Annotated in this window: 16 protein-coding genes; 10 read left to right on the top strand and 6 right to left on the bottom strand. The window is 70.6% G+C overall.

Annotation, left to right across the window (positions count from 1 at the left end):
- Positions 1-94: 94 nt before the first annotated feature.
- Positions 95-2599 carry a catalase gene (locus tag ACEN96_RS14700; RefSeq protein WP_495583834.1) on the bottom strand — a complete coding sequence of 835 codons (2505 nt, stop codon included), beginning with the start codon at positions 2597-2599 and terminating at the stop codon, positions 95-97.
- Between the two features lie 141 nt (positions 2600-2740).
- Between ACEN96_RS14700 and ACEN96_RS14705 the strand changes: the two genes are divergently transcribed.
- Positions 2741-2941 (top strand): DUF6496 domain-containing protein, encoded by a 201-nt coding sequence (locus ACEN96_RS14705; RefSeq protein ID WP_495583835.1) that lies wholly within the window; start codon positions 2741-2743, stop codon positions 2939-2941.
- A gap of 41 nt (positions 2942-2982) precedes the next feature.
- Here ACEN96_RS14705 and ACEN96_RS14710 read toward each other — a convergent pair whose 3' ends face one another.
- The 3 genes from ACEN96_RS14710 to ACEN96_RS14720 form a co-directional block, all read right to left on the bottom strand.
- Positions 2983-4398: a PQQ-dependent sugar dehydrogenase gene (locus tag ACEN96_RS14710; RefSeq protein ID WP_495588615.1), complete on the bottom strand. Its 1416-nt coding sequence runs from the start codon at positions 4396-4398 to the stop codon at positions 2983-2985.
- A gap of 104 nt (positions 4399-4502) precedes the next feature.
- Positions 4503-5864: a hypothetical protein gene (locus ACEN96_RS14715; RefSeq protein WP_495583836.1), complete on the bottom strand. Its 1362-nt coding sequence runs from the start codon at positions 5862-5864 to the stop codon at positions 4503-4505.
- Between the two features lie 176 nt (positions 5865-6040).
- Positions 6041-7624, bottom strand: coding sequence for a hypothetical protein (locus ACEN96_RS14720; RefSeq protein ID WP_495583837.1), 1584 nt, complete (start codon positions 7622-7624; stop codon positions 6041-6043).
- Positions 7625-7821: 197 nt separating this feature from the next.
- Here ACEN96_RS14720 and ACEN96_RS14725 point away from each other — a divergent pair, with 197 nt between their 5' ends.
- The gene (locus ACEN96_RS14725) at positions 7822-9960 is read left to right on the top strand and encodes a TonB-dependent receptor family protein (protein ID WP_495583838.1); all 2139 of its coding nucleotides are present in this window, start codon (positions 7822-7824) and stop codon (positions 9958-9960) included.
- 528 nt (positions 9961-10488) lie between these two features.
- Here the strand turns inward: ACEN96_RS14725 and ACEN96_RS14730 are convergent.
- Positions 10489-10947: a hypothetical protein gene (locus tag ACEN96_RS14730; RefSeq protein ID WP_495583839.1), complete on the bottom strand. Its 459-nt coding sequence runs from the start codon at positions 10945-10947 to the stop codon at positions 10489-10491.
- A gap of 191 nt (positions 10948-11138) precedes the next feature.
- On the opposite strand from ACEN96_RS14730, the gene ACEN96_RS14735 reads away from it, so the two are divergent.
- The 8 genes from ACEN96_RS14735 (at position 11139) to ACEN96_RS14770 (ending at position 19705) form a co-directional block, all read left to right on the top strand.
- A complete protein-coding gene (locus ACEN96_RS14735) occupies positions 11139-12287 on the top strand; it encodes a hybrid sensor histidine kinase/response regulator (protein WP_495583840.1) in 1149 nt (382 codons plus the stop codon).
- Positions 12288-12310: 23 nt separating this feature from the next.
- Positions 12311-13102, top strand: a complete 792-nt coding sequence (locus ACEN96_RS14740) for a beta/gamma crystallin-related protein (protein ID WP_495583841.1) — start codon at positions 12311-12313, stop codon at positions 13100-13102.
- A complete protein-coding gene (locus ACEN96_RS14745; protein ID WP_495583842.1) occupies positions 13099-16659 on the top strand; it encodes a response regulator in 3561 nt (1186 codons plus the stop codon). The genes ACEN96_RS14740 and ACEN96_RS14745 overlap by 4 nt, the downstream gene beginning before the upstream one ends.
- Before the next feature lie 13 nt (positions 16660-16672).
- Positions 16673-17524: a CheR family methyltransferase gene (locus tag ACEN96_RS14750; RefSeq protein WP_495583843.1), complete on the top strand. Its 852-nt coding sequence runs from the start codon at positions 16673-16675 to the stop codon at positions 17522-17524.
- A gap of 87 nt (positions 17525-17611) precedes the next feature.
- Positions 17612-17977 carry a DUF2946 family protein gene (locus ACEN96_RS14755; RefSeq protein WP_495583844.1) on the top strand — a complete coding sequence of 122 codons (366 nt, stop codon included), beginning with the start codon at positions 17612-17614 and terminating at the stop codon, positions 17975-17977.
- A gap of 87 nt (positions 17978-18064) precedes the next feature.
- The gene (locus ACEN96_RS14760) at positions 18065-18661 is read left to right on the top strand and encodes an SCO family protein (protein WP_495583845.1); all 597 of its coding nucleotides are present in this window, start codon (positions 18065-18067) and stop codon (positions 18659-18661) included.
- A gap of 43 nt (positions 18662-18704) precedes the next feature.
- The gene (locus tag ACEN96_RS14765) at positions 18705-19214 is read left to right on the top strand and encodes a copper chaperone PCu(A)C (RefSeq protein WP_495583846.1); all 510 of its coding nucleotides are present in this window, start codon (positions 18705-18707) and stop codon (positions 19212-19214) included.
- A gap of 86 nt (positions 19215-19300) precedes the next feature.
- Positions 19301-19705, top strand: coding sequence for a hypothetical protein (locus ACEN96_RS14770; RefSeq protein WP_495583847.1), 405 nt, complete (start codon positions 19301-19303; stop codon positions 19703-19705).
- A 506-nt stretch (positions 19706-20211) separates the two neighbouring features.
- On the opposite strand, the gene ACEN96_RS14775 is transcribed toward ACEN96_RS14770, so the two are convergent.
- Positions 20212-20511: a hypothetical protein gene (locus tag ACEN96_RS14775; protein ID WP_495583848.1), complete on the bottom strand. Its 300-nt coding sequence runs from the start codon at positions 20509-20511 to the stop codon at positions 20212-20214.
- Positions 20512-20631: the final 120 nt, after the last annotated feature.

Here is a 20631-nt window from a genome sequence, read left to right on the forward strand (position 1 = left end):
GACGACCTTGGCACGGCAACAAAGTTCCATTTCCGGTTGAATTGGAACTTTGTTGCCGTGAGTGGTCCGGCCCTCGAGAGGGCCGGACGCCACGTCACCGCAACACCGGCTCCTTCTCCCGATCGAAGCGCCGCGGCTGGCCCAGCGCGGTGACGAAGGCCGCGATCGCGTCGTTGCCCGCCGCGCCCTGGAAGAACAGCATCGCGTCGCCGCTGGCCTCGTCGGCCGAGGAGGGCGCGCGCGCCGCTTCCAGCAGCGCGCTTTCCGCGCCCAGCACCAGGATCGGCTTGCAGTGGCGGTAGATGTCCTGGACGAAGTTGACCGCCAGCGTCGACGTGGACAGCGTCGGCATCTCGTCGGACTCCGCCGGCACCACCACCGCGTCCCACACCGGCCCCGGCGCCGTGTCGACCGTCACCTCCACCTGGATCGGATCGCCGCCGCCCGCCGGCACCACCTCGCCCAGCCGGTGACCGACGAAGCGCGGCACGCCGCCCGCCTCGAGCACCGCCTGATGCACCGCGCGCAGGCCATCGGCCTCGATGCCCTGGTGCACCAGCAGCGCGACCTTGCGGCCCTGCAGCGTGCCGTCGCCCGGATGCGCCGTCAGCGACAGCGCGCCGGAGCGCCGCACCTCCGGCGCCTGCACCGATCCCTCCACCGCCGCGCCCACGGCCGTCGGCGCGAGCAGGTCCGGCGCCGGGGCCGGCAGCTCCATGCCCAGGCCCTCGGCCACGCGCGCGGCCAGTCCCGCATCCACCCGCAGCAGGTTGGACACCATCCGCTGCCGGATCGCCGGCACCTGCACCCGCGTCAGCTCGAAGCGGAACGCGTTGACGATGTGCGCCTGCTCGGCTTCGCTCTGGCTGTTCCAGAACAGGGTCGCCTGCGCGAAGTGCTCGGCGAAGCGCTCCGGCTTGCCGCGCAGCGACTCGCCGTTGACCGGCTGCGGGAACGAGACGAAGCCGCTCGCGCCGGCCTGGAACGGACAGCCGCCGCCGAGCGAGTTCGGCTCGTACGCGACCCGCCCGCGGTTCAGCGCCTGGCGGTGCATGCCGTCGCGCTGGTTGTTGTGCACCGGCGCCACCGGCGAGTTGATCGGGATCTCGTGGAAGTTGGGCCCGCCCAGCCGCGAGATCTGCGTGTCCACGTACGAGTGGATGCGGCCCTGCAGCAGCGGGTCGTTGGTGAAGTCGATGCCGGGAACGACGTGCGCCGTGCAGAACGCGACCTGCTCCGTCTCGGCGAAGAAGTTGTCCGGATTGCGCGTCAGCACCATGCGCCCGACCGGCCGCAGCGGCACCAGTTCCTCCGGCACGATCTTGGTCGGATCGAGGATGTCGAAGGACCAGCCCTGCGCCTGCTCCTCGGTGAAGACCTGCACCGCGAGCTCCCATTCGGGCAGCACGCCGCCCTCGATCGCTTCCCACAGGTCACGGCGATGGAAGTCCGGATCGGCGCCGGCGATCTTCACCGCCTCCTCCCAGACCAGCGAATGGGTGCCGGCCTTGGGCGTCCAGTGGAACTTGACGAAGCGCGCCACGCCCTGCGCGTTGACGAAGCGGAAGGTGTGCACGCCGAAGCCCTGCATCATCCGGTAGCTGCGCGGGATCGCCCGGTCCGACATCGCCCACATCAGCATGTGCGTGGACTCCGGCATCAGCGACACGAAGTCCCAGAAGGTGTCGTGCGCGCTCGCCGCCTGCGGCATGCCGTGGTGCGGCTCGGGCTTGAGCGCGTGGACCAGGTCGGGGAACTTCATCGCGTCCTGGATGAAGAACACCGGGATGTTGTTGCCCACCAGGTCCCAGTTGCCCTCGTCGGTATAGAACTTGACCGCGAAGCCGCGCACGTCGCGCGCGGTGTCGATGGAGCCGCGTTCGCCGGCGACGGTGGAGAAGCGCACGAACACCGGCGTGCGCTTGCCGGCGGCCGCGAACGGCGCCGCCATGGTCAGCTCATCCAGCGCGTCGTAGCACTCGAAGTAGCCATGCGCGCCCGAGCCGCGCGCATGCACCACGCGCTCCGGGATGCGCTCGTGGTCGAAGTGGGTGATCTTCTCGCGGAGGATGAAGTCCTCCATCAGCGTCGGTCCGCGCAGGCCCGCCTTCAGCGAGTTCTGGTTGTCGCCCACGCGCACGCCCTGGTTGGTGGTGAGCGGCTGTCCGCCGCTGTCCACGCGCACGCGGTCCAGCGATTCGGTGGTCGCGTTGTAGCCGGATTCGGGCAGGCCGTCGCCGACCTTGTCGGAGGCGAAATCCTCGCTCACCGTGCTGCCGGCGACGAGTTCGTCGGACGGCCCCGTGGCGGCGCCGGGCACCGGGTGGATGGCGTTGTCGCGCCCGTGCTCGACCGCCTTGAGCGGATTGGTCGGCATCGATTCCGCGAGCGCCGCGGTGCCGCCGGCCTTGCGCGCGAGGCGCACCTGCGATTCGGTCAGGCCGGCGGCGGCGCTGAGTTCGGCGCGCGCGGGTCCGCCGAAGGTGCTCAGCGCGGAGCCGAGTCCCTCGTTGGACGGGCCGGTCGCGGGCTTGGCGGAGGGCTTGGCGGCGGCTTTGGCAGCGGGCTTGGCAGCGGGAGCGGTTTTCTTCGTGACCATGCAATGTCCTTGGCTGGCGTGGAGGAGTGGCTGCGGGCGCAGCCGTCCAGCCAGGGATGGCAATCGCGATGCCGCCGCGCGGCACGCCGGTTGCCGCGTGCAGGCATCCCCTTTTTTTCCTGTTGCATGAAAGGACACGCCATGACCGCGCGATACGGCAAGAAGGCCCAGGACGAAGTGCACAAGGCCATGCACGAGGAAAAGCACGGCGAGCTCAAGAGCGGCCGCAGCGGCAAGAAGGTCACGAACCCGAAGCAGGCCGTCGCGATCGGCCTGTCCAAGGCGCGCAAGGCGGGCGCCAAGGTGCCCGCCAAGCGCTCAGCGTCGAAGGCGCATCACTGAGACCGGATGTCCGCGCCCGCGCGCCCGCAGCTCACTACGGCTCACTGTGAAGCCGGCGTGCTGGCCGCGCCGGCGGCGGCCGGGAAGGCGGCCTTCGGTCCCGCGGCGCCCGCCGCGGTGACGCGCCAGATCACGTTGCCAACGTCGTCCGCCACCAGCAGCGCGCCCTGGCGGTCGAGCGCGACGCCGACCGGCCGGCCCTGGGCATCGCCCTTGGCGTTCAGGAAGCCGGTCAGCACGTCGACCGGCATGCCGCTGGGCTTGGCGCCGACGAAGGGCACGAAGATGACCTTGTAGCCGGACGGCACCTTGCGATTCCACGAGCCGTGCTGGCCGACGAACATGCCGTGCGCGAAGGTCTGCGTCAGCGCATTGCCGTCCGCGGCCGCCAGGCCCAGCGAGGCCGTGTGCGCGCCCACCGCGTAATCCGGCATCAGCGCCTTGTCGACCAGTTCGGGCCGCTGCGGCTTGACGCGATCGTCGACGTGGCGGCCGTACCAGCTGTAGGGCCAGCCGTAGAAGCCGCCGTCCTGGACCGAGGTGATGTAGTCGGGCACCAGGTCGTCGCCGAGCTCGTCGCGCTCGTTCACGGCCACCCACAGCGCCTTGCTGGTGGGTTCCCAGGCCAGGCCCACCGGATTGCGCAGGCCCGAGGCGAACACGCGCGTGGCGCCGCTCTGCAGGTCGATTTCCAGGATCGCGGCGCGGCGCTGTTCGTTCTCGATGCCGTTCTCGGCGACGTTGCTGTTGGAGCCGATGCCGGCATACAGCTTGGTGCCCTCGGCGTTCGCGACCAGGCTCTTGGTCCAGTGGTGGTTGATCGAGCCGCCGGGCAGGTCGGCCACCTTTTCCGGCTGGCCGCCGAGCCGGGTCTGGCCGGTGGCATACGGGAAGCGCACGACGGCGTCGGTGTTGGCGACGTAGAACTGGTTGCCGATCAGCACCATGCCGAAGGGGGAGTTCAGGCCCTCGGCGAAGACGAAGCGCTGGTCGGCGACGCCGTCGCCATCGGTGTCGCGCAGCAGCGTGATGCGGTTGGCGCTCCTGGGGGTCGCGCCGGCCTTCTTCTGGAACTGCTTGGTGATCCAGGCCTTGGGGCCCTTGCCGTCGTCGGGGCGCGCCGGCGCGTTGGTCTCGGCGACCAGCACGTCGCCGTTGGGCAGCACGTAGAGCCAGCGCGGGTGATCGAGCTGGTCCGCGAAGCGCGCGACCGCCAGGCCCGCGGCCGCGCGCGGTTTGCCGCCGGCCGGCCAGCCCACCGCCTTGGCGACGTTGATGGTGGGCAGCAGGCCCTTCTGAGGCTCGGGCAGCGTGGGGTTCGGGCCGTAGCCGGGCGGCGTGGCGGGCTGGGCCTCGAGCGCGAGCGTGGCGCCCGCGCCGCCGGCCAGGGCGGCGAGCAGGCAACTGGTGAACAGGACGCCCGCATTGCGACGGACGCGGCGGGCACGAGGGGGCATGTTGTGGTTCATCGGGTTCTCCATCGATGCGCCGCTTCACGGCGGCCGGCTGCAGCGGACCCTCCAGCAAGCGGGGTGCCCGGCGCGGCCGCCTTGCCCGTCGATCACTGGTGGGGCGACAGCGACAGCTCCTCCGCGGCGTCGACCAGCACCTTGGCCAGCGGCAGCTCCGGGTCGGCCCTCAAGGCGGTCTGCAAGGCGCGCAGCGGCTCCAGCAGGCGCGGGACCGCATCCTCGCGGGAAGCAGCGACGTTCGCGCGGGCGGTGACCCCGGTGACCGAGTTGCGAAGGTCGATCAGGTCCCGGGCGGTTGTCATGTCCTTGGCCAGGGCTTGCAGGTCGAGGGAGCGCAGCGGTCCTCCCAGCACCGCGTCGAGCGGGCGGTGCAAGGCGGGGATCGGCTCGCCAGTGGCGGGGTGGAACAGCAGGGGCGGCATGCCCCGCAGTCCATCGCGCGCGATGTCGAGCGGCTCGTGCGCGGCGTCCAGCAATCGGCGAGGGCGCAGCAGACGCGTCTGTTCGTCGAAGTTCACGTCCGACCATGTCGCGCCGGGCCGCCCCAGCACCCATTGCGCCAGCACCGCGCGCTGCAGCTCGGCGGCCGGGAGCTCGGAGAGCCAGGCGTCGGGCGGGGAGGGGTCCGGGTCGTCCACCAGGACGCCCGGCACGCCGTCGAGGATTGCCGAGGTGGCGCACGGGAAACGCAGATCCAGGCGGGTCTGATCAACGATCTTCCGGTGCAGGACCGACGCCAGGACCGCATGCTGCGGGCCGGCGTCGGCCGGCGCGATGGCCTGCCGGGTCGGCATGGGGCAGAAGCGATAGAGCCGGCGGCCGTCCCCGCGCATCACAAACCGCTCGGAGGTGCCATCCCAGGTCCCCTGGACATTGGGCAGCTTCTTCACGATGCAGTCCGCGTGCCGTTGCCGCTCGTCGGTGCGTTCGGCCAGGTCGGGGGACAGCAGCTTGGGACAGGAGTCGTCGATCCCTCGCTGAAGCAGCAGGCGATGCTTCAGGACGCGGGCATCGATCCAGGCCACGTAGCGCCGAGCCTGATCGAGCCTGAGCTGCCGCACTTTGCCTGGATGGGAGTCGCCGGCATGGCGTTCCAGGTATTGCGTGGCGAGCTCCCGCGTGGACAGGGCCCTGTCTTCATCGAACGGGTACGCGAGTTCCATCGCGCGGAAGTCCGCCTCCAGCGCCTTGAACGTGCCCAGATTCGGCGCCGTGAGCGTCCTTTGGAAACTCTGGAAGGCCTCCTTGGTTCGCCTGAACGAGAACTGCCTGGACGGACTGGGTTCGGCGGCGGCGAGGCACGCCTTCTTTTCCGACTTGCAGCTCCAGAAGTTCAGCAGCCGTTTCTTGAACACGCCTTGCTTGCCGATCAAGATCCCGCCGCTGGGCGTCAGGGACGGATCGGCCGAGGCGGCCGGCAGGGTGCGCGAGGGTGAGAGACCTTTGGCCATGATGGGTCCATTTCAGCGCCCGGCCGCCAGGTCCGGAGGAACTGCCGCGGAGGCGCCTGCGCATCTGTCCCGGCCCGTTCCCCGCGGGTTCTCGCGCGCAGGCCAGGGCTGCGGGGTCGTGAGCGACCCCGCTTGCCGGATGCGCTGCCTGGTCGCCCGGCGCGCAACGCGTGACGTCAGGCGCGCAGGAGCGGCGTCCGCGCCGGGTGGTCCGCCGTCCTCACGCGGCGCCGGCGCGAGGGCAGCCGCCGGCGCAGTTCGGCGCCGCGGCGGCGCACGATCCGGCCGAAGCGGGCGATGCGCGCCATGACCCTGGAGATCGCCGAGCGCTTCACGCGCTTCAAGGGTTTCACAGGGGCGGCACAGGCGGCGGGAGGCGCTTCCGCCGGGACCAGACCGTTCCCGCTGATCTCCTCGAGGACCTCCGCCGCCTCGGCCAGAACCAATGGCAAGGTCGCGGTGGCCGGGACTCGGGCGACGGCCTGGCGCAGCGCTTGCAGATTGCGTTTGGCCTGCTTGATCGTGTCGTCGGGAAGGAGTTCGGGGCGCGCCTGGCCGACTTCACCGTAGATCTCGTTGCGATGGTGAAGCACGGCGTTGTCCAGTTGCAGTTCGAAGTCACTCTGGGGTCCGACTTCAAGCGCCAGCAGCCCTTTGCGCAGATCGTCGTCAAGCGGTTGCCTCAGCAGGCGTACGCCCGCCGTCGCATCGTCTTCGTCCTGGATCGGCCCTTCTTTCCGGAACAGATTTTCGTCTTGGAACAGCGCCGGAAGAAGCCAGCTGGCCTCGTCCGCGGCGTACGTGCCGGTCACAGGCCAGGGCGTGGCATCGCGGCGCGGCCGCAGCACACCATCCTTGCCGATATGGAAGTCGTCCCAGGCCGCGCCATGGCGACCCAGCAGCCACTGTCCGAGCGCAGCGCACTGCAGCGCCTTCGTGGGCACGGCTTGCAGGAGCCCGGGATCGAACTCAGGAGGTGAATCGACCAGGGTTCCCGCCACGTCGCCAAGTTTGGCCGGCGTCCCTTCCTCCTGCGGCCCGTGGAGTTCGAAGCCGCCGGGGTGCACCTGGCGCAGCGTCCGGGCCACGGTATCCGCCAGCCAGCGCCGCTGACTCGGCAAGCCGGTGATCGGAGGCGAGTCGGGCGAATCCAAGGGAGCAAATTGGTAGACCGGTCGATCCAGCAGGTCGACGATCACGCCCGATTCGGGCACCTTGCAATGACCTTCTTTCCAGGGATCGAGCAGACACGCGGCGTGGGCCTGGCGGCCGGCGGCATCCCGAGGCCGACTCGGAAATCGCTTGTCGAGCTGCTGCTGGCGGCGCTGATGCAGGGCGGCCAGCCAACTGGAGATCAGTTTGGCCCGGTTCTCCGGCGCGCCGGGGTTTTCGTCACAGTAGCGGGAGACGTTGTCTCGAAACAGGCGAGCGTCCTCGAGTGCCAGCGGCGTATCCCGTTGCTGCACGCGGATGGCCTGGTCCGAGAGTAGGTCGAAGAGCGATGGCGCGGGTTCGGGTTTGGATCTGGGCTCAGGCGTTTTGGCGGCCGGGGGCGCCGTCTCGACATTCACCGCATGCATCAGACCATTCACGACCTTGTCGCCGAAGACCTGGACCGTTGTCTTCACGTTCGAGGCCGCGCCTGTGACACGTTGCCGCAAGCGGTTGAAGAACTGCGCGGATTTCCCTTCCTGCACGACCGGACCGTCGTCGTATTGCCCGTGCGCTACCTGCGGGCTGCCGGCTTTCGTGACCGTCATTCAGCGCATCTCCTGGTGACTCCGTCCGCCGGAATCGGCGATTCCGAAGCGGGAAGTTGGGATCTGGGTTCGATGACGGCCGGTCCAGGTTCCGCGAAACAGGCTGTATCTGTGTTGTCGGCTGGCACCCCGCTTGCTCTTCCTGCGGCTTGTTCGCTGAAGGCTTAAGGTCTTGTCCGTTCGAATCAAGGAGCAGCATGACGACTGTGCATCGGGGAGCGGGAGCCGTGGCGCTCCTGGGGGGCGTGTTGTCGGGCGCCGTGGCCGCGCAGGCCGGCCCGGCGGCGCTGCCGGCCGTGGTGGTGACCGGCAGCGTGTCGGAGCGCGCGAGCGACGACGCGCCCTATGCGGTCACGGTGATCGATGCCGACACGCTGCGCGCCGCCGGCCCGCGGCTGCAGCTGTCGGAAGCCTTGAACCGCGTGCCGGGCCTGACCGCCAACAACCGCCAGAACTACGCGCAGGACCTGCAGCTGTCGTCGCGCGGCTTCGGCGCGCGTGCGCCGTTCGGCGTGCGCGGGCTGCGGCTCTACACCGACGGCATTCCCGCCACCATGCCCGACGGCCAGGGGCAGGTCACGCATTTCGACCTGGCCGGCGCGCAGCGCGTGGAAGTGCTGCGCGGACCGTTCTCGGCGCTCTACGGCAACAGCTCGGGCGGCGTGATCGCGCTGGTCGGCGCGCCGGTGCGGCAACGGTTCGCCGAGCTCGGGCTCGACGCCGGCGACGCGGGACTGCGCCAGACGCGCGTCGCCGCCGGCCTGCCGTTCGGCGACGGCTGGGAGGCGCGGATCGGCGCGTCGCATCTGGAACTCGATGGCAACCGGCCCCATAGCGCCGCGCGCCGCGATCTGGCCGAAGGGCGTCTGGCCTGGAACGGCCCGCGCGATCAGGTGCTGGTGCTGCTCAACAGCATCGATCAGCGCGCGCAGGATCCGCTCGGCCTGACGGCGGCGCAGCTGGCGGCCGATCCGGATCAGACCGCCTCGCAGGCCGAGCAGTTCGACACCCGCAAGAACGCGCGTCAGACCCAGCTGGGCGCCCGCTGGCGTCATCGCTTCGACGCGCCGGGCCCGCTGGCCGAGACCGCGCTGACCGTCTACACGGGACGCCGCGCGGTGGCGCAGTGGCAGGCCATTCCGGTCGGCGCGCAGACGCCCCCCGGCAGCGGGGGCGGCGTCGTGGACTTTCATCGGCGCTACGGCGGCGCCGATGCGCGGGCGACGTGGCGGATCGGCGACGCGCGGCTGGCCACGGGTCTCAACGTCGAGCGCCAGCGCGATGACCGCCAGGGTTACGAGAACTTCATCGGTGCCGGCGCCGCGCAGCAGCTCGGCGTGACCGGCGCCTTGCGGCGCGACGAGGAGAACGAGGCCATCACGCGCGAGGCGTATGCGCAGCTGGAGCTGCCGCTCACCGAGACGCTGAGCGCGAGCGCCGGCGCGCGCGCCGGCCGCGTGACGCTGTCGGCGCGGGATCGCTTCCTGTCGAACGGCGATGACTCGGGCTCGCGCCGCTATGGCTACGTGAACCCGGTGGCGGGCCTGGGATGGCGCATCACGCCCGCGCTGCTGCTGCATGCCGCGGTCGGCCGCGGGTTCGAGTCCCCGACGCTCAACGAACTGGCCTACCGCGCGGATGGGCTGGGGGGATTCAACAGCGGCTTGCGGCCTCAGAAGAGCCTGCAGCAGGAGATCGGTGCGAAGTGGCGCGGCCAGGAGGTCGAGCTGGATGTCGCCGCCTTCCATGTCGCCACGCGCGACGAGATCGCCGTGTTGTCCAACAGCGGCGGCCGGTCGAGCTATCAGAACGTCGGGCGCACCCGGCGCAGCGGGGTGGAGCTGTCCGGCGCCTGGGACTTCGCGCCGCGATGGCGGGCGATGGGGGCCGTCGGCTCGCTCAAGGCCCGCTATCGCGATGGCTTCCTGACCTGCCTGGGTTCGCCCTGCGCCGCCGCGAACGCGCCGGTCGCCGCCGGCAACCGGATCGCGGGCACGAACGGCGGCAGCGCCTACGCCGAACTGGCGTGGCGGCCCTTCACGGCGGTGAAGGACGGCGAGCTGGCGCTGGAATGGCGCGGCGTGAAGCGCACCGCCGTCAATGACGTCAACAGCGAATGGGCGGCCGGCTACGGCGTGCTGAACCTGCGCGGGAGCCGGGCATGGACATGGGGCTCGACGCGCGCCGAACTGATCGCCCGCGTCGACAACGCCGCCGGCCGCCGATACGCCGGCAGCGTCATCGTCAACGACGGCAATGGCCGCTTCTTCGAGCCGGCGCCGGGGCGCTCGTTCTGGGTCGGGCTGTCGCTGGGGGCGAGAGAGGCGGCGGAGTAGCGGCGCCTGCCCGCTCCGGCAGGGAGCTCGTCATCGAAGTCGAAGTCGAAGTCGATGTCGACTGGGGTCATGCGGAAGAAATGGCGCGGAGTCGCCATCCTGTGGGCTTTCGGGACCTCTTTTGTTGCTTCGCAGAGCTCGCTCAACTGGCGCAGGGCGGCGTCCGCCGTGCGCTCCGCCAAGTCGCAGCGCGACTCGAACAGTTTCCCCGGCGCGGCAATATCGAGGTAGCGGTCGGCGGCCTCGAACATCTGGATCAGCAGCTCCTTGAGCGGGTCCGGATTCCACGCCCAGCTTTCTTTTGCGTTGCAGACGTCGCTGGCCAGATCGCAGAGCGAGACGAAGGCCGGGTCGCCTCCCGTCGGGCGGCAAAAGCAATGGCAGGTTGGCAGCGCCGCAGCGCGGGCCTTGGCCAGGAGCCGTGGATCGTCCAGGAGCGACTTCTCGATGACCTTGGCCGGCGTCGGCGCCTCGATCAGCGGCTCTTCCTCGGACGGGACGGTCGCGTGGGCCGCAAAGGCGGAACCATCAACGGGAAACATGGGCGCGATCTCCCTGCGCGAAGCGCTCCAGGTTGCGCAGCGCCGCCTTCAGCGTCGCCTCCAGCGACATTTCAATGAAGCCGTTCTCGTCCATCAACTGGATCAGTTCGTCCGGCGGCAGCAGGTCGCCGGCTCGCGCGAGCAGGGCGCGCAGCCCGGCGCCCGGATCCGACGCGGCCTCGTCGCTGCCCAGCCGGGCCAGTTCCTCGCCGAAGCGGTCCAGCCCGGCGGTGATCTCGGCGATCGCGTCGGCCAGCGCCTCCTCGATGGTGGCCGCGTCCGGCAGCGGCGCGCAGCGCTCGCGGACCACCGGCGCCAGGTCGTCCAGCGAGGCCTGGACACGCCGTTTCGCCGCCGACCAGCATCGGCTGGCGGCAGCGCGCCGCGCGTCGCCGTCGGTCTCCTCGCGGTCCGTCGCGACCGCGCCATGGAAGCGGGAACTCATGCCGCATCTCCGTTGTTGGACAGACCGCTTGTGTCATGCGGCCGCGCGATGTCGGTCGACACCGGCGTTGACATTCGTCATCCGCCGGCCGCGCCGCCTCGAAAAAGCGGCCGAACCCGCCGCGGCGTTCGGCCGCCGCCGCGCCGCGGTGCGCGCTCCGGGTTTGTCCGGAACCGGCGCGGGCATGCCCCTTGCCCGATGCCGCTGTCATCGACGACAAGACCGACGATTGGGAGAGTGATGTGACGCAAGCGATGAGCGTGCTGGTGGTGGACGACAAGCCGCAGAACCTGCTCGCGATGCGGGCCTTGCTGGCCGATTCCGGCCTGCAGGTCCTGACCGCCGAGAGCGGGGCGCAGGCGCTGGAGTTGCTGCTCGCGCACGACGTGATGCTGGCGCTGCTCGATGTGCAGATGCCGGGCATGGACGGTTTCTCGCTCGCCGAACTGATGCGCGGCGCGGAGCGCACGCGCCACGTGCCGATCATCTTCCTGACGGCCGGCTCGCAGGAGACGCTGCGCAGCTTCAAGGGCTACGAGGCCGGCGCCGTCGATTTCATCTACAAGCCGGTGGACGCGCATGTGCTGCGCAGCAAGGTCGCGGTCTTCGCCGACCTGCATCGCCAGCGCCTGCTGCTGGCCGAGCGCATCGTCGAGCAGGAGCGCCTGGCGCGCGTGAACGCGCTGATGCTGAGCGCGCTGAGCCACGACATCCGCAGCCCACTGTCGGTGATGATGCTGAACGCCGAACTGCTCATCCGTCAGACCGAATCCCCCTCGCTGCAGAAGGCCGGCCAGCGCGTGAAGGCGGCGGCGACGCTGCTGGGGCGTCAGGTCGATCACCTGGGCAGCCTGGCGCGCCGGCCCTGCGAACTGCTGCAGGTGCGGGCGGTGAGCGGCGATCTGGCCACGCTGGCCGCGCAGCGCCTGGACATCGAGAGCAACCAGACCGTGCTGTGGTCGCCGCCGGCCTTCGAGCGCGTCGGCGACACGCGCGGCGACTTCGATCCCGAGTTGATGGCGCAGGCCATCGACCAGTTGCTGATGCAGGCCGCCACGCATGCGGGCGACAGCACGCTGCGCATCCAGGTGGATGGCGGCGCCCAGCGCTCGCTGGCGCTGCGGATCAGCTTCGACAACGTGCTGAACGCCGAGGCCTCGATCCATCTGTTCGGCGGCGGCGAGCCGGTCTCGGGCATGTCCTCGGCCCAGGTGGGCCCGGGCCTGCAGGAGCCGGAGCGGGTCGCGCGCGCCCATGGCGGGTCGCTGATCGGCACCTCGCGGGCGCGGCAGGGCACGCTGTTCGAGCTGCTGCTGCCCCGGCTCCAGTCCGAACGTTGATTCCAACCAAGATGGGGACAGTCATGAACCGATCCACCGTTCGCGCGATGAAGGCGGCCGTCGCGGCCGCCGCCTGCGCACTGGCCAGTCATGCGATGGCCGACATCACCTTCTACGAGAACGAGAACTTCCGCGGCCGCACCGCGGGCATCGACTCGCAGGTGAACTTCCTGAAAGAGATCGGCTTCGACGATCGCGCGTCCTCCATCGAGGTGCGCGGCGAGCGCTGGGAGGTCTGCGAGGACCCCGGCTACCGCGGCCGCTGCCGCGTGCTGCAGCCCGGCAGCTATCCGTCGCTGCGCTCGATGGGCTTGGACAACCGCATCAGCTCCGCGCGCCGCGTCGACGAGAAGATGGACGTCGGCCGCGACCGCTACGGCCCCGATCCGGAGCCCACCTTCTACCGCCGCGGCGAGGAGGCGCTCTATCAGGCGCAGGTCGTGTCCGTGCGCGCGGTGATGGGGGATGAGCAGCAGCGCTGCTGGATCGAGCAGAAGGAAGTGCGCGACCGGCCCAATGTCGGCGGCGCCGTGGTTGGCGGCGTGCTGGGCGGCATCCTGGGACACCAGTTCGGCGGCGGCAGCGGGCAGGCGGTGACGACCGCCGCCGGCGCGATCGGCGGCGCGGTGGTGGGCAGCAACGTGAACCGCAAGGACGTGCGCAACGTGCAGCGCTGCGGCGCCGTGCCGGACCGCGGCACGCCGCAGTTCTGGGACGTCACCTACCGCTTCAAGGGCCAGGACCACTACATGCAGACCCGGCAGCCGCCGGGCGCCACCGTGACGGTCAACGCGCGCGGCGAGCCCCGCGAATGAACGGCACGAAGACACCCCTGGATGCCGGCTTCTCGCGCGGATCGGCGCTGCGCCACCTGGACTGGCTGCCGCTGCCGACGCTGCTCGGTTTCATCCTGGCGGCGCTGACCATCCTGGTCACGGCCTGGTTCTCCTGGCGCTCGCAGCAGTGGCAGTCGGAGTCCGCCGACGCGATGGCGCGCTCGCTCGCGGTCCAGGAACAGATCCAGGCGCTCGGCTCCGCGGTCAAGGACGCGGAGACCGGTCAGCGCGGCTTCCTGATCACCGGCTCGGACAACTACCTGATTCCGTTCAACACCGCGCAGGTGACGATCCCCGCGGCCACCGAGCGGCTGCGCGCCGCGTTCCAGAACTACCGCCCGCAGCTGGCGCGGCTCGAGACGGTGGAGCAGCTGTTCAAGGCCAAGCTCGGCGAGATGGAGGAATCCATCGCCATGCGCCGCAAGGGCGATGGCGTCGGCGCGGTGACGGTGGTGCAGGGCGACCGCGGCCGCATCCTGATGGAGCGCATCCGCACGCTGCTCGGCGAGATGGAACGCGAGGAGCGCGATCGCGCGGCGGAGCGCCGCGCGCTCTGGGACGCGGCCGTGCAGCAGACCACGGCCGTCATGTGGGGCGGCTCGGCGCTGCTGCTGGTGCTGACCGCCGTGGCGGCGGTGCTGAGCGCGCGCGCCCACCGCGCCGCCAAGATCGAGGAATGGCTGAAGGCCGGCCTGGCGGGCTTGAGCGTCGAGCTGCAGGGTGATCCGCACGTGGAGCGCCTGGCCGAGATCGCCACGGGCTTCCTCGCGCGCTGGACCGGCGCGCGCGTCGGCGCCTTCTACGTGTCGCAGGAGGACGGCAGCTTCCTGCGCGTCGGCGGCTACGCGCTGCCGCTGCCGCAGGGCGACGTGCCGCCGGTGGTGCGCGGCGGCGACACGCTGCTGGGCCAGGCCGTGCGCGACCGCCGTCCGGTGCATGTCACGGCGCTGCCGGCCGACTACCTGCCGGTCAGCTCGTCGCTGGGCCGCGCCGGCTCGGCCGAGCTGCTGATCGCGCCGGTCGGACTGGACCGCCGCGTGCATGGCGCCGTCGAGCTCGGCTACCTGCATCCCGTCGGCGACGCCGAGCGCGAGCTGCTGGCCCGGGTCGCCGAGCCGATCGCGATGGCGCTGCGCGCCGCCCGCGACCGCAGCCGCCTCGAATCGCTGCTCGAGGAGAGCCGCCGCCAGGCCGAGGAGCTGCAGATGCAGCAGGAAGAGCTGCGCGCCTCCAACGAGGAACTCGAGGAGCAGGGCAACGCGCTGCGCGACTCGCAGCTGCGGCTGGAGCGCCAGCAGACCGACCTGGAGGAAAGCAATGTCCGCCTGGAGGAACAGGCGCGCCAGCTGGAGATGCAGCGCAGCGAGCTGACCCACGCGCAGACGCTGCTCACCGAGCGCGCCGAGGCGCTGGAGCGCTCCAACCAGTACAAGAGCGAGTTCCTGGCCAACATGAGCCACGAGCTGCGCACGCCGCTGAACTCCACGCTGATCCTGGCCAAGCTGCTGTCGGACAACAAGGACGGCAACCTCACCGACGAGCAGGTGCGCTTCGCGCAGACCATCACCTCGGCGGGCAACGACCTGCTGATGCTGATCAACGACATCCTGGACCTGTCCAAGATCGAGGCCGGCAAGGTCGACATGCAGGTCGACCGCGTCTCGCTGCCGCGCCTGCTGCAGCAGCTGACGCAGGTCTTCGCGCCGATCGCGGCGCAGCGCAACCTGGCCTTCGGGCTGCAGATGGCGCCCGGCGCGCCCGAGTGGATCGAGACCGACGAGTCGCGGCTCGGACAGATCCTCAAGAACCTGCTGTCCAACGCGCTCAAGTTCACCGAGCGCGGCTCGGTGCGGATGGAGGTCGGCGCGACCGCGGACGGCCGGGTGGCCTTCGCGGTCAAGGACACCGGCATCGGCATCGCGCCGCACCAGCAGGCGCTGATCTTCGAGGCCTTCCGCCAGGCCGACGGCAGCACGCATCGCAAGTACGGCGGCACGGGTCTGGGGCTGTCGATCTCGCGCGACCTGGCGCGGCTGCTGGGCGGCGACATCCACCTGCAGAGCGAGCCGGGGCAGGGCGCGACCTTCAGCCTGGTGCTGCCGCTGCGCCACGAGGCGCCGGCCGAGCAGGACCGCCCGCGTCCGCTGTCGCCGGTCCAGGCGCCGCTGACGGCGCCGCCCGCGATGGCGCCGGCGCCGGCCTTCGGCGCGGCGCTGCCGGACGGCACCGACGAGGACATGGCCGGCGAGCTGGCCGTCTCGCTGCTGCGCGAGCCCGCGCTCGCCGCGCCCGATCCGCGCCTGCCGCAGCTCGACGACGACCGGCTGTCCTGGGTACCGGGCGACCGCGCGATCCTGGTCATCGAGGACGACCAGCGCTTTGCGCTGATCCTGCGCGACCTGATCCGCGAGATGGGCTTCGTCTGCCTGATGGCGCACACGGCCGAGAACGGCCTGTCGGTCGCGCAGCGCTACGCGCCCAGCGCGATCCTGCTGGACATGAACCTGCCGGACCATTCCGGCCTGGGCGTGCTGGACCGGCTCAAGCGCGAGCCGCTGACGCGCCACATCCCGGTGCATGTGATCTCGGTGGCCGACTACACGCACGAGGCGCTGGAGCGCGGCGCCATCGGCTACGCCTTCAAGCCGGTCAAGCGCGAGGAACTGGAGGTCGCGCTGCACAAGCTCGAGGCCAAGTTCTCGCAGCGCGTGCGCACGGTGCTGGTGGTCGAGGACGATGCGCGCCAGCTCGACAGCATCCGCCACCTGCTGGCGGCGGACGAGGTCCGCATCCAGGGCGTGGCGACCGCGGCCCAGGCCCTGGACGCGCTGCGCCAGTCGACCTTCGACTGCATGGTCATGGACCTGAACCTGCCCGACATGAGCGGCTACGACCTGCTCGACCAGATGGCGCGGCAGGAGGACGTGGCCTTCCCGCCGGTGATCGTCTACACGGGGCATTCGCTGTCGCCGCAGCAGGAGCAGCAGCTGCGGCGCTACTCGCGCTCCATCATCATCAAGGGCGCGCGCTCGCCGGAGCGGCTGCTGGACGAGGTCACGCTGTTCCTGCACCAGGTCGAATCGCAGCTGCCGCCGGAGCGCCAGCGCATGCTCAAGGAGGTCCGCGCGCGCGACAACATGCTGGAGGGGCGCCGGGTGCTGATCGTCGAGGACGACGTGCGCAACATCTTCGCGCTGTCGGCGGTGCTGGAGCCCAAGGGCGTGAAGGTCGACATCGCGCGCAACGGCCGCGAGGCGCTGGAGCGGCTCGACGCGCCGGCGCAGGGGCCGGGGGCGCAGGCGCCGATCGACCTCGTGCTGATGGACATCATGATGCCGGAGATGGATGGCTACACCGCGATGCGCGAGATCCGCGCGCGGCCCGAGCTCAAGCGGCTTCCCATCATCGCGCTGACCGCCAAGGCGATGAAGGACGATCAGGAGAAGTGCATGGCCGCCGGCGCCAACGACTACATCGCCAAGCCGCTGGACATCGAGAAGCTGCTCTCGCTGGTCCGGGTCTGGATGCCGCGCTGAGGACCGGCGGCCGATGGCGAACGGACCCTCCGGCCCGCCGGGATCGCATGAGCAGGACATCGAGGTCCGGCTGATCCTCGAGGCGATCTACGAGCGCTACCACTACGACTTCCGCGACTACGCCGGCAGCTCGCTGCGGCGCCGGCTGCGCGCGGCGATGCAGCGCTTCGGCTGCGCCAACCTGTCGATGCTGCAGGGCCGGCTGCTGCGCGAGCCGGAGGTGTTCCGCTCGGTGCTGGGCGACCTCACGGTGCAGGTCAGCGAGATGTTCCGCGACCCGGAGTACTTCCTCGCGCTGCGCGAGCAGGTGGTGCCGGTGCTGCGCACCTTCCCGTCGCTGCGCCTGTGGGTGGCCGGCTGCAGCGCGGGCGAGGAGGCGTACTCGATGGCCATCCTGATGAAGGAGGAAGGCCTGCTGGAGCGCACGCTGATCTACGCCACCGACATCAGCCAGGAGGCGCTCGCGCAGGCGCAGGCGGGGGTCTACCGGCTGGACCTGGCGGCGGGTTTCTCGGCCAACCACCGCGCGGCGGGCGGCAGGGGCGCGCTGTCGGAGCACTTCACCGCTGCGTACGACCACGTGCTGATGGACAAGTCGCTGAAGGACCGCATCGTCTTCAGCGATCACAGCCTGTCCACGGACAGCGTGTTCGCCGAGGTGCAGCTGGTCTCCTGCCGCAACGTGCTGATCTACTTCAACCGCGCGCTGCAGGACCGCGCCTTCGGCCTCTTCACCGAGGCGCTGTGCCGCAACGGCTTCCTGGGCCTGGGCGCGCGCGAGACGCTGCGCTTCTCGCAGCATGCCGGCGAGTACGTCGAGATCGCCGCCAAGGAGCGGATCTACCAGAAGCGCACCGGCGGATGAGGGCGCGCCGGCGCGATCCGGCTCCGGCCCCTAGAATGCCGCCCCATGCACGCGACGCGGACTTCGATCCAACGCCTGGCATGGCTCGTGGCCCTCGCGATCCTGCTGGCGGCGATGCTGCCGTCGCTCTCGCATGCGGTGCTCGCGAAGCAGGGCGCCACCTTCGCGGAGATCTGCTCCGCGACCGGCGCGAAGGTCGTGTTGATCGAGCCCGCGATCGAGGCCGCGGCGGACACCGGCGCCGGCAGCCGCGACCACGCGCCGATGAAGGCGGCCATGGTGTGTCCGTACTGCGCCATCCATCATGGCGCGCCGGCGCTGCCGCCGGCCGGTGTCCAGTGGACGCCGCCGGATGCGCTCCGCTTCGAGCAACCCCGCCTGTTCCTGTCCTCGCCGCGTCCGCTGTTCGCGTGGACGCCGGTCCTCGCGCGCGCGCCGCCCGTCCTGGCCTGACTCCGCCGTTGATCCCCCGGGGCGCCGCCGGGCCGTGAGGCCGCTTGGCCGCGCGCCCAGGGCCCCGAGTTCCGACAGGACACCCTCATGTTGAACACCGACATGAGCCGCCGCGCCGCTCTCGTGAGCGCGCTGGCGGCTCTCTCCGCGCTGGCCGCGTGCCAGGACAAGGAGCCGCCGTTCCACGGCGTCTCCCTCACCGGCGCGTCCTATGGGCGCGACTTCGCGCTGAAGGATCCCGACGGCCGCACGCGCCGGCTGGCCGACTTCCACGGCAAGGCCGTGCTGCTGTTCTTCGGCTTCACGCAGTGCCCCGACGTCTGCCCGACCGCGCTGACCCGCGCCGCCGCCGTGCGGCAGCTGCTCGGCAAGGACGCGAACCACCTGCAGGTGCTGTTCGTGACGCTGGATCCGGAGCGCGATACTCCGGCGGTGCTGCGCAGCTACACGACCGCCTTCGATCCCGGCTTCCTCGGCCTGTGGACCGACCTGCCCGGCACGGCCGCGGTCGCGAAGGACTTCAAGGTCTATTTCGAGAAGATGCCCACCGGCTCGAGCTACACGCTGGACCACACCACGCTCAGCTACCTCTTCGATCCGCAGGGACGCCTGCGCGTCGCGATCAAGCACGACATGAGCGCCGCCGACGTCGCCAGCGACGTGCGTCGACTGCTCATCCCGTGAGCCCTGCGAATTCCTCATGCCCCGTTTCAACAAGGACCTTTCCATGACCATTTCCCTGATCTCTCCGAAGCATGCCGTCCGCGTTCTCGCGGTGTTCGCCGGCCTGTCGATGGCCGCCGCCGCGCAGGCGCAGGTCGTCGTCAAGGACGCCTGGGTGCGCGCCACCGTGCCGCAGCAGCGCGCCACCGGCGCCTTCATGCAGCTCACCGCGGCGAAGGACGCCCGCCTGGTCGGCGTCAGCACGCCGCTCACGCCCAAGGCGGAAGTGCACGAGATGGCGATGCAGGACAACGTCATGCGCATGCGCCAGATCACGGCGCTGGAGCTGCCCGCCGGCAAGCCGGTGACGCTGCAGCCGGGCGGCCATCACGTGATGCTGCTGGACCTGGCCGCGCAGGTGAAGGCGGGGGACACGGTGCCGCTGACGCTGACCTTCGAGGACAAGGCCGGCGCGCGCCAGACCGTCGAGGTGAAGGCGACGGCGCGGGCGCTCAACACGCCGGCGATGCCGAAGGATGGCAAGGACATGGGCCACGGCGAACACGCCCACTGACCGCGCATTGAGCGCGCCGGCGCCGCGGGCCCCAAGCTTGCCGAATCTCCTGCAGCGACCGAGAGGTCTTGCAAAGGAGAACCACCATGGCCACAAGCAGCATTCTTGGCGGCACGCCGGTGCCGGAACAGTCCAAGGGGCGCGGCACCGACGCGCTGGGTCCGAGCGACAGCTCCGACAGCGGCAGCGACGTGCTTGGCGAGCGCCGGATGAGCACCGGACCGGACGATCCGGACGAGTTGGGCGCGACGCCGGCGGAGAAGGGCAGCGACACCGACCGCTTCGGCACCGGCGAGCGGGCCTCGGCCACGCCGGGCGGGGAGCTGGACGCGGCGGACATCCTGCCCGACCGCGTCAGCAGCGAGCCGCAGGCGGATGACATCGATGCATCGATCGACGTCGAAGAGCTGGCCAGCGGCGATGACCCGTCGGCGGGTCCCGATCCGGAACACGCGGACGACGCCGACGCTGACGATGCCGACGAGGTCTAGCTCTACTCTCCCCCGAGAACTCCCTCGCCCCGCTTTGCGGGGAGAGGGTAGGGGAGAGGGGTCTTTCGATGGACGCCAGCGGTGGCGAAGACCCCTCTCCCCCGCCCTCTCCCCGCACGCGGGGCGAGGGAGTTCTCTGGGGCAAGTGGTCTGACTGAGTTCGATTGGCAGAAGCTGCAAGAGAAGCTGCCGGCAGCGCCCGTGCGCCGCCGGCGCTGCTCAGCCGCGCCGGTTGCGGGCCCGATGCGGCGAAGCCGGCCTTCCACCACACCAAGGTGTCATCGACGCGGAGCACTCACGGGCGAGCGACGCGGCGATGGGGGAGGTGGCGATGTGACAGAAGGCTGGCATCGCGCGATGGATGGCAAGCACTGTGCCCGCTGCGGCCCCGTGATGCCGCCGTCAAACCGTCAGACCGCCGAGCCGTCAGACCGTCAGACCGCCGAGCCATCAGACCGTCGAGCCATCAGACCGTCGAGCCGTCGAGCCGTCAGACCGTCGGGCCTTCAAAAGGAGCCGGTCGCGTAGATCGACGCCAGCACGCCCGCCGCGAGCGCGGCGACCCACAGGCGCAGCGGCGCGGGTTCGGTCTTCGGACGGCGCAACTGATGGCGATGCGCCAGGAAGCAGGCCACCGCCGCGCCGCCCGCCAGCAGGAACACCAGCGCGAAGCCCAGGCCTTCCACCGAGCGTCCGTGATGCATGGCCAGTGCGAGCACAACCTGGCCCAGCATCAGGCCGGCGATGCCGGAAGCAGCCGTGGAGGAGAGGGCGGACGAAGCGGCGGAGCGGGGGGACTGCGACATGGCGGAGGAAGGTGTGCGCGGGCCGGGGAGGCCCTGGGGGATAAACCTGGGGGATAAACCTGGGGGATAAACGTCGGGATGTGGGGGATTGTCCGGCCGCGGCCTCGGCCGGGAGACGGG

The organism is Roseateles sp. Mitsp63 (assembly GCF_059491535.1).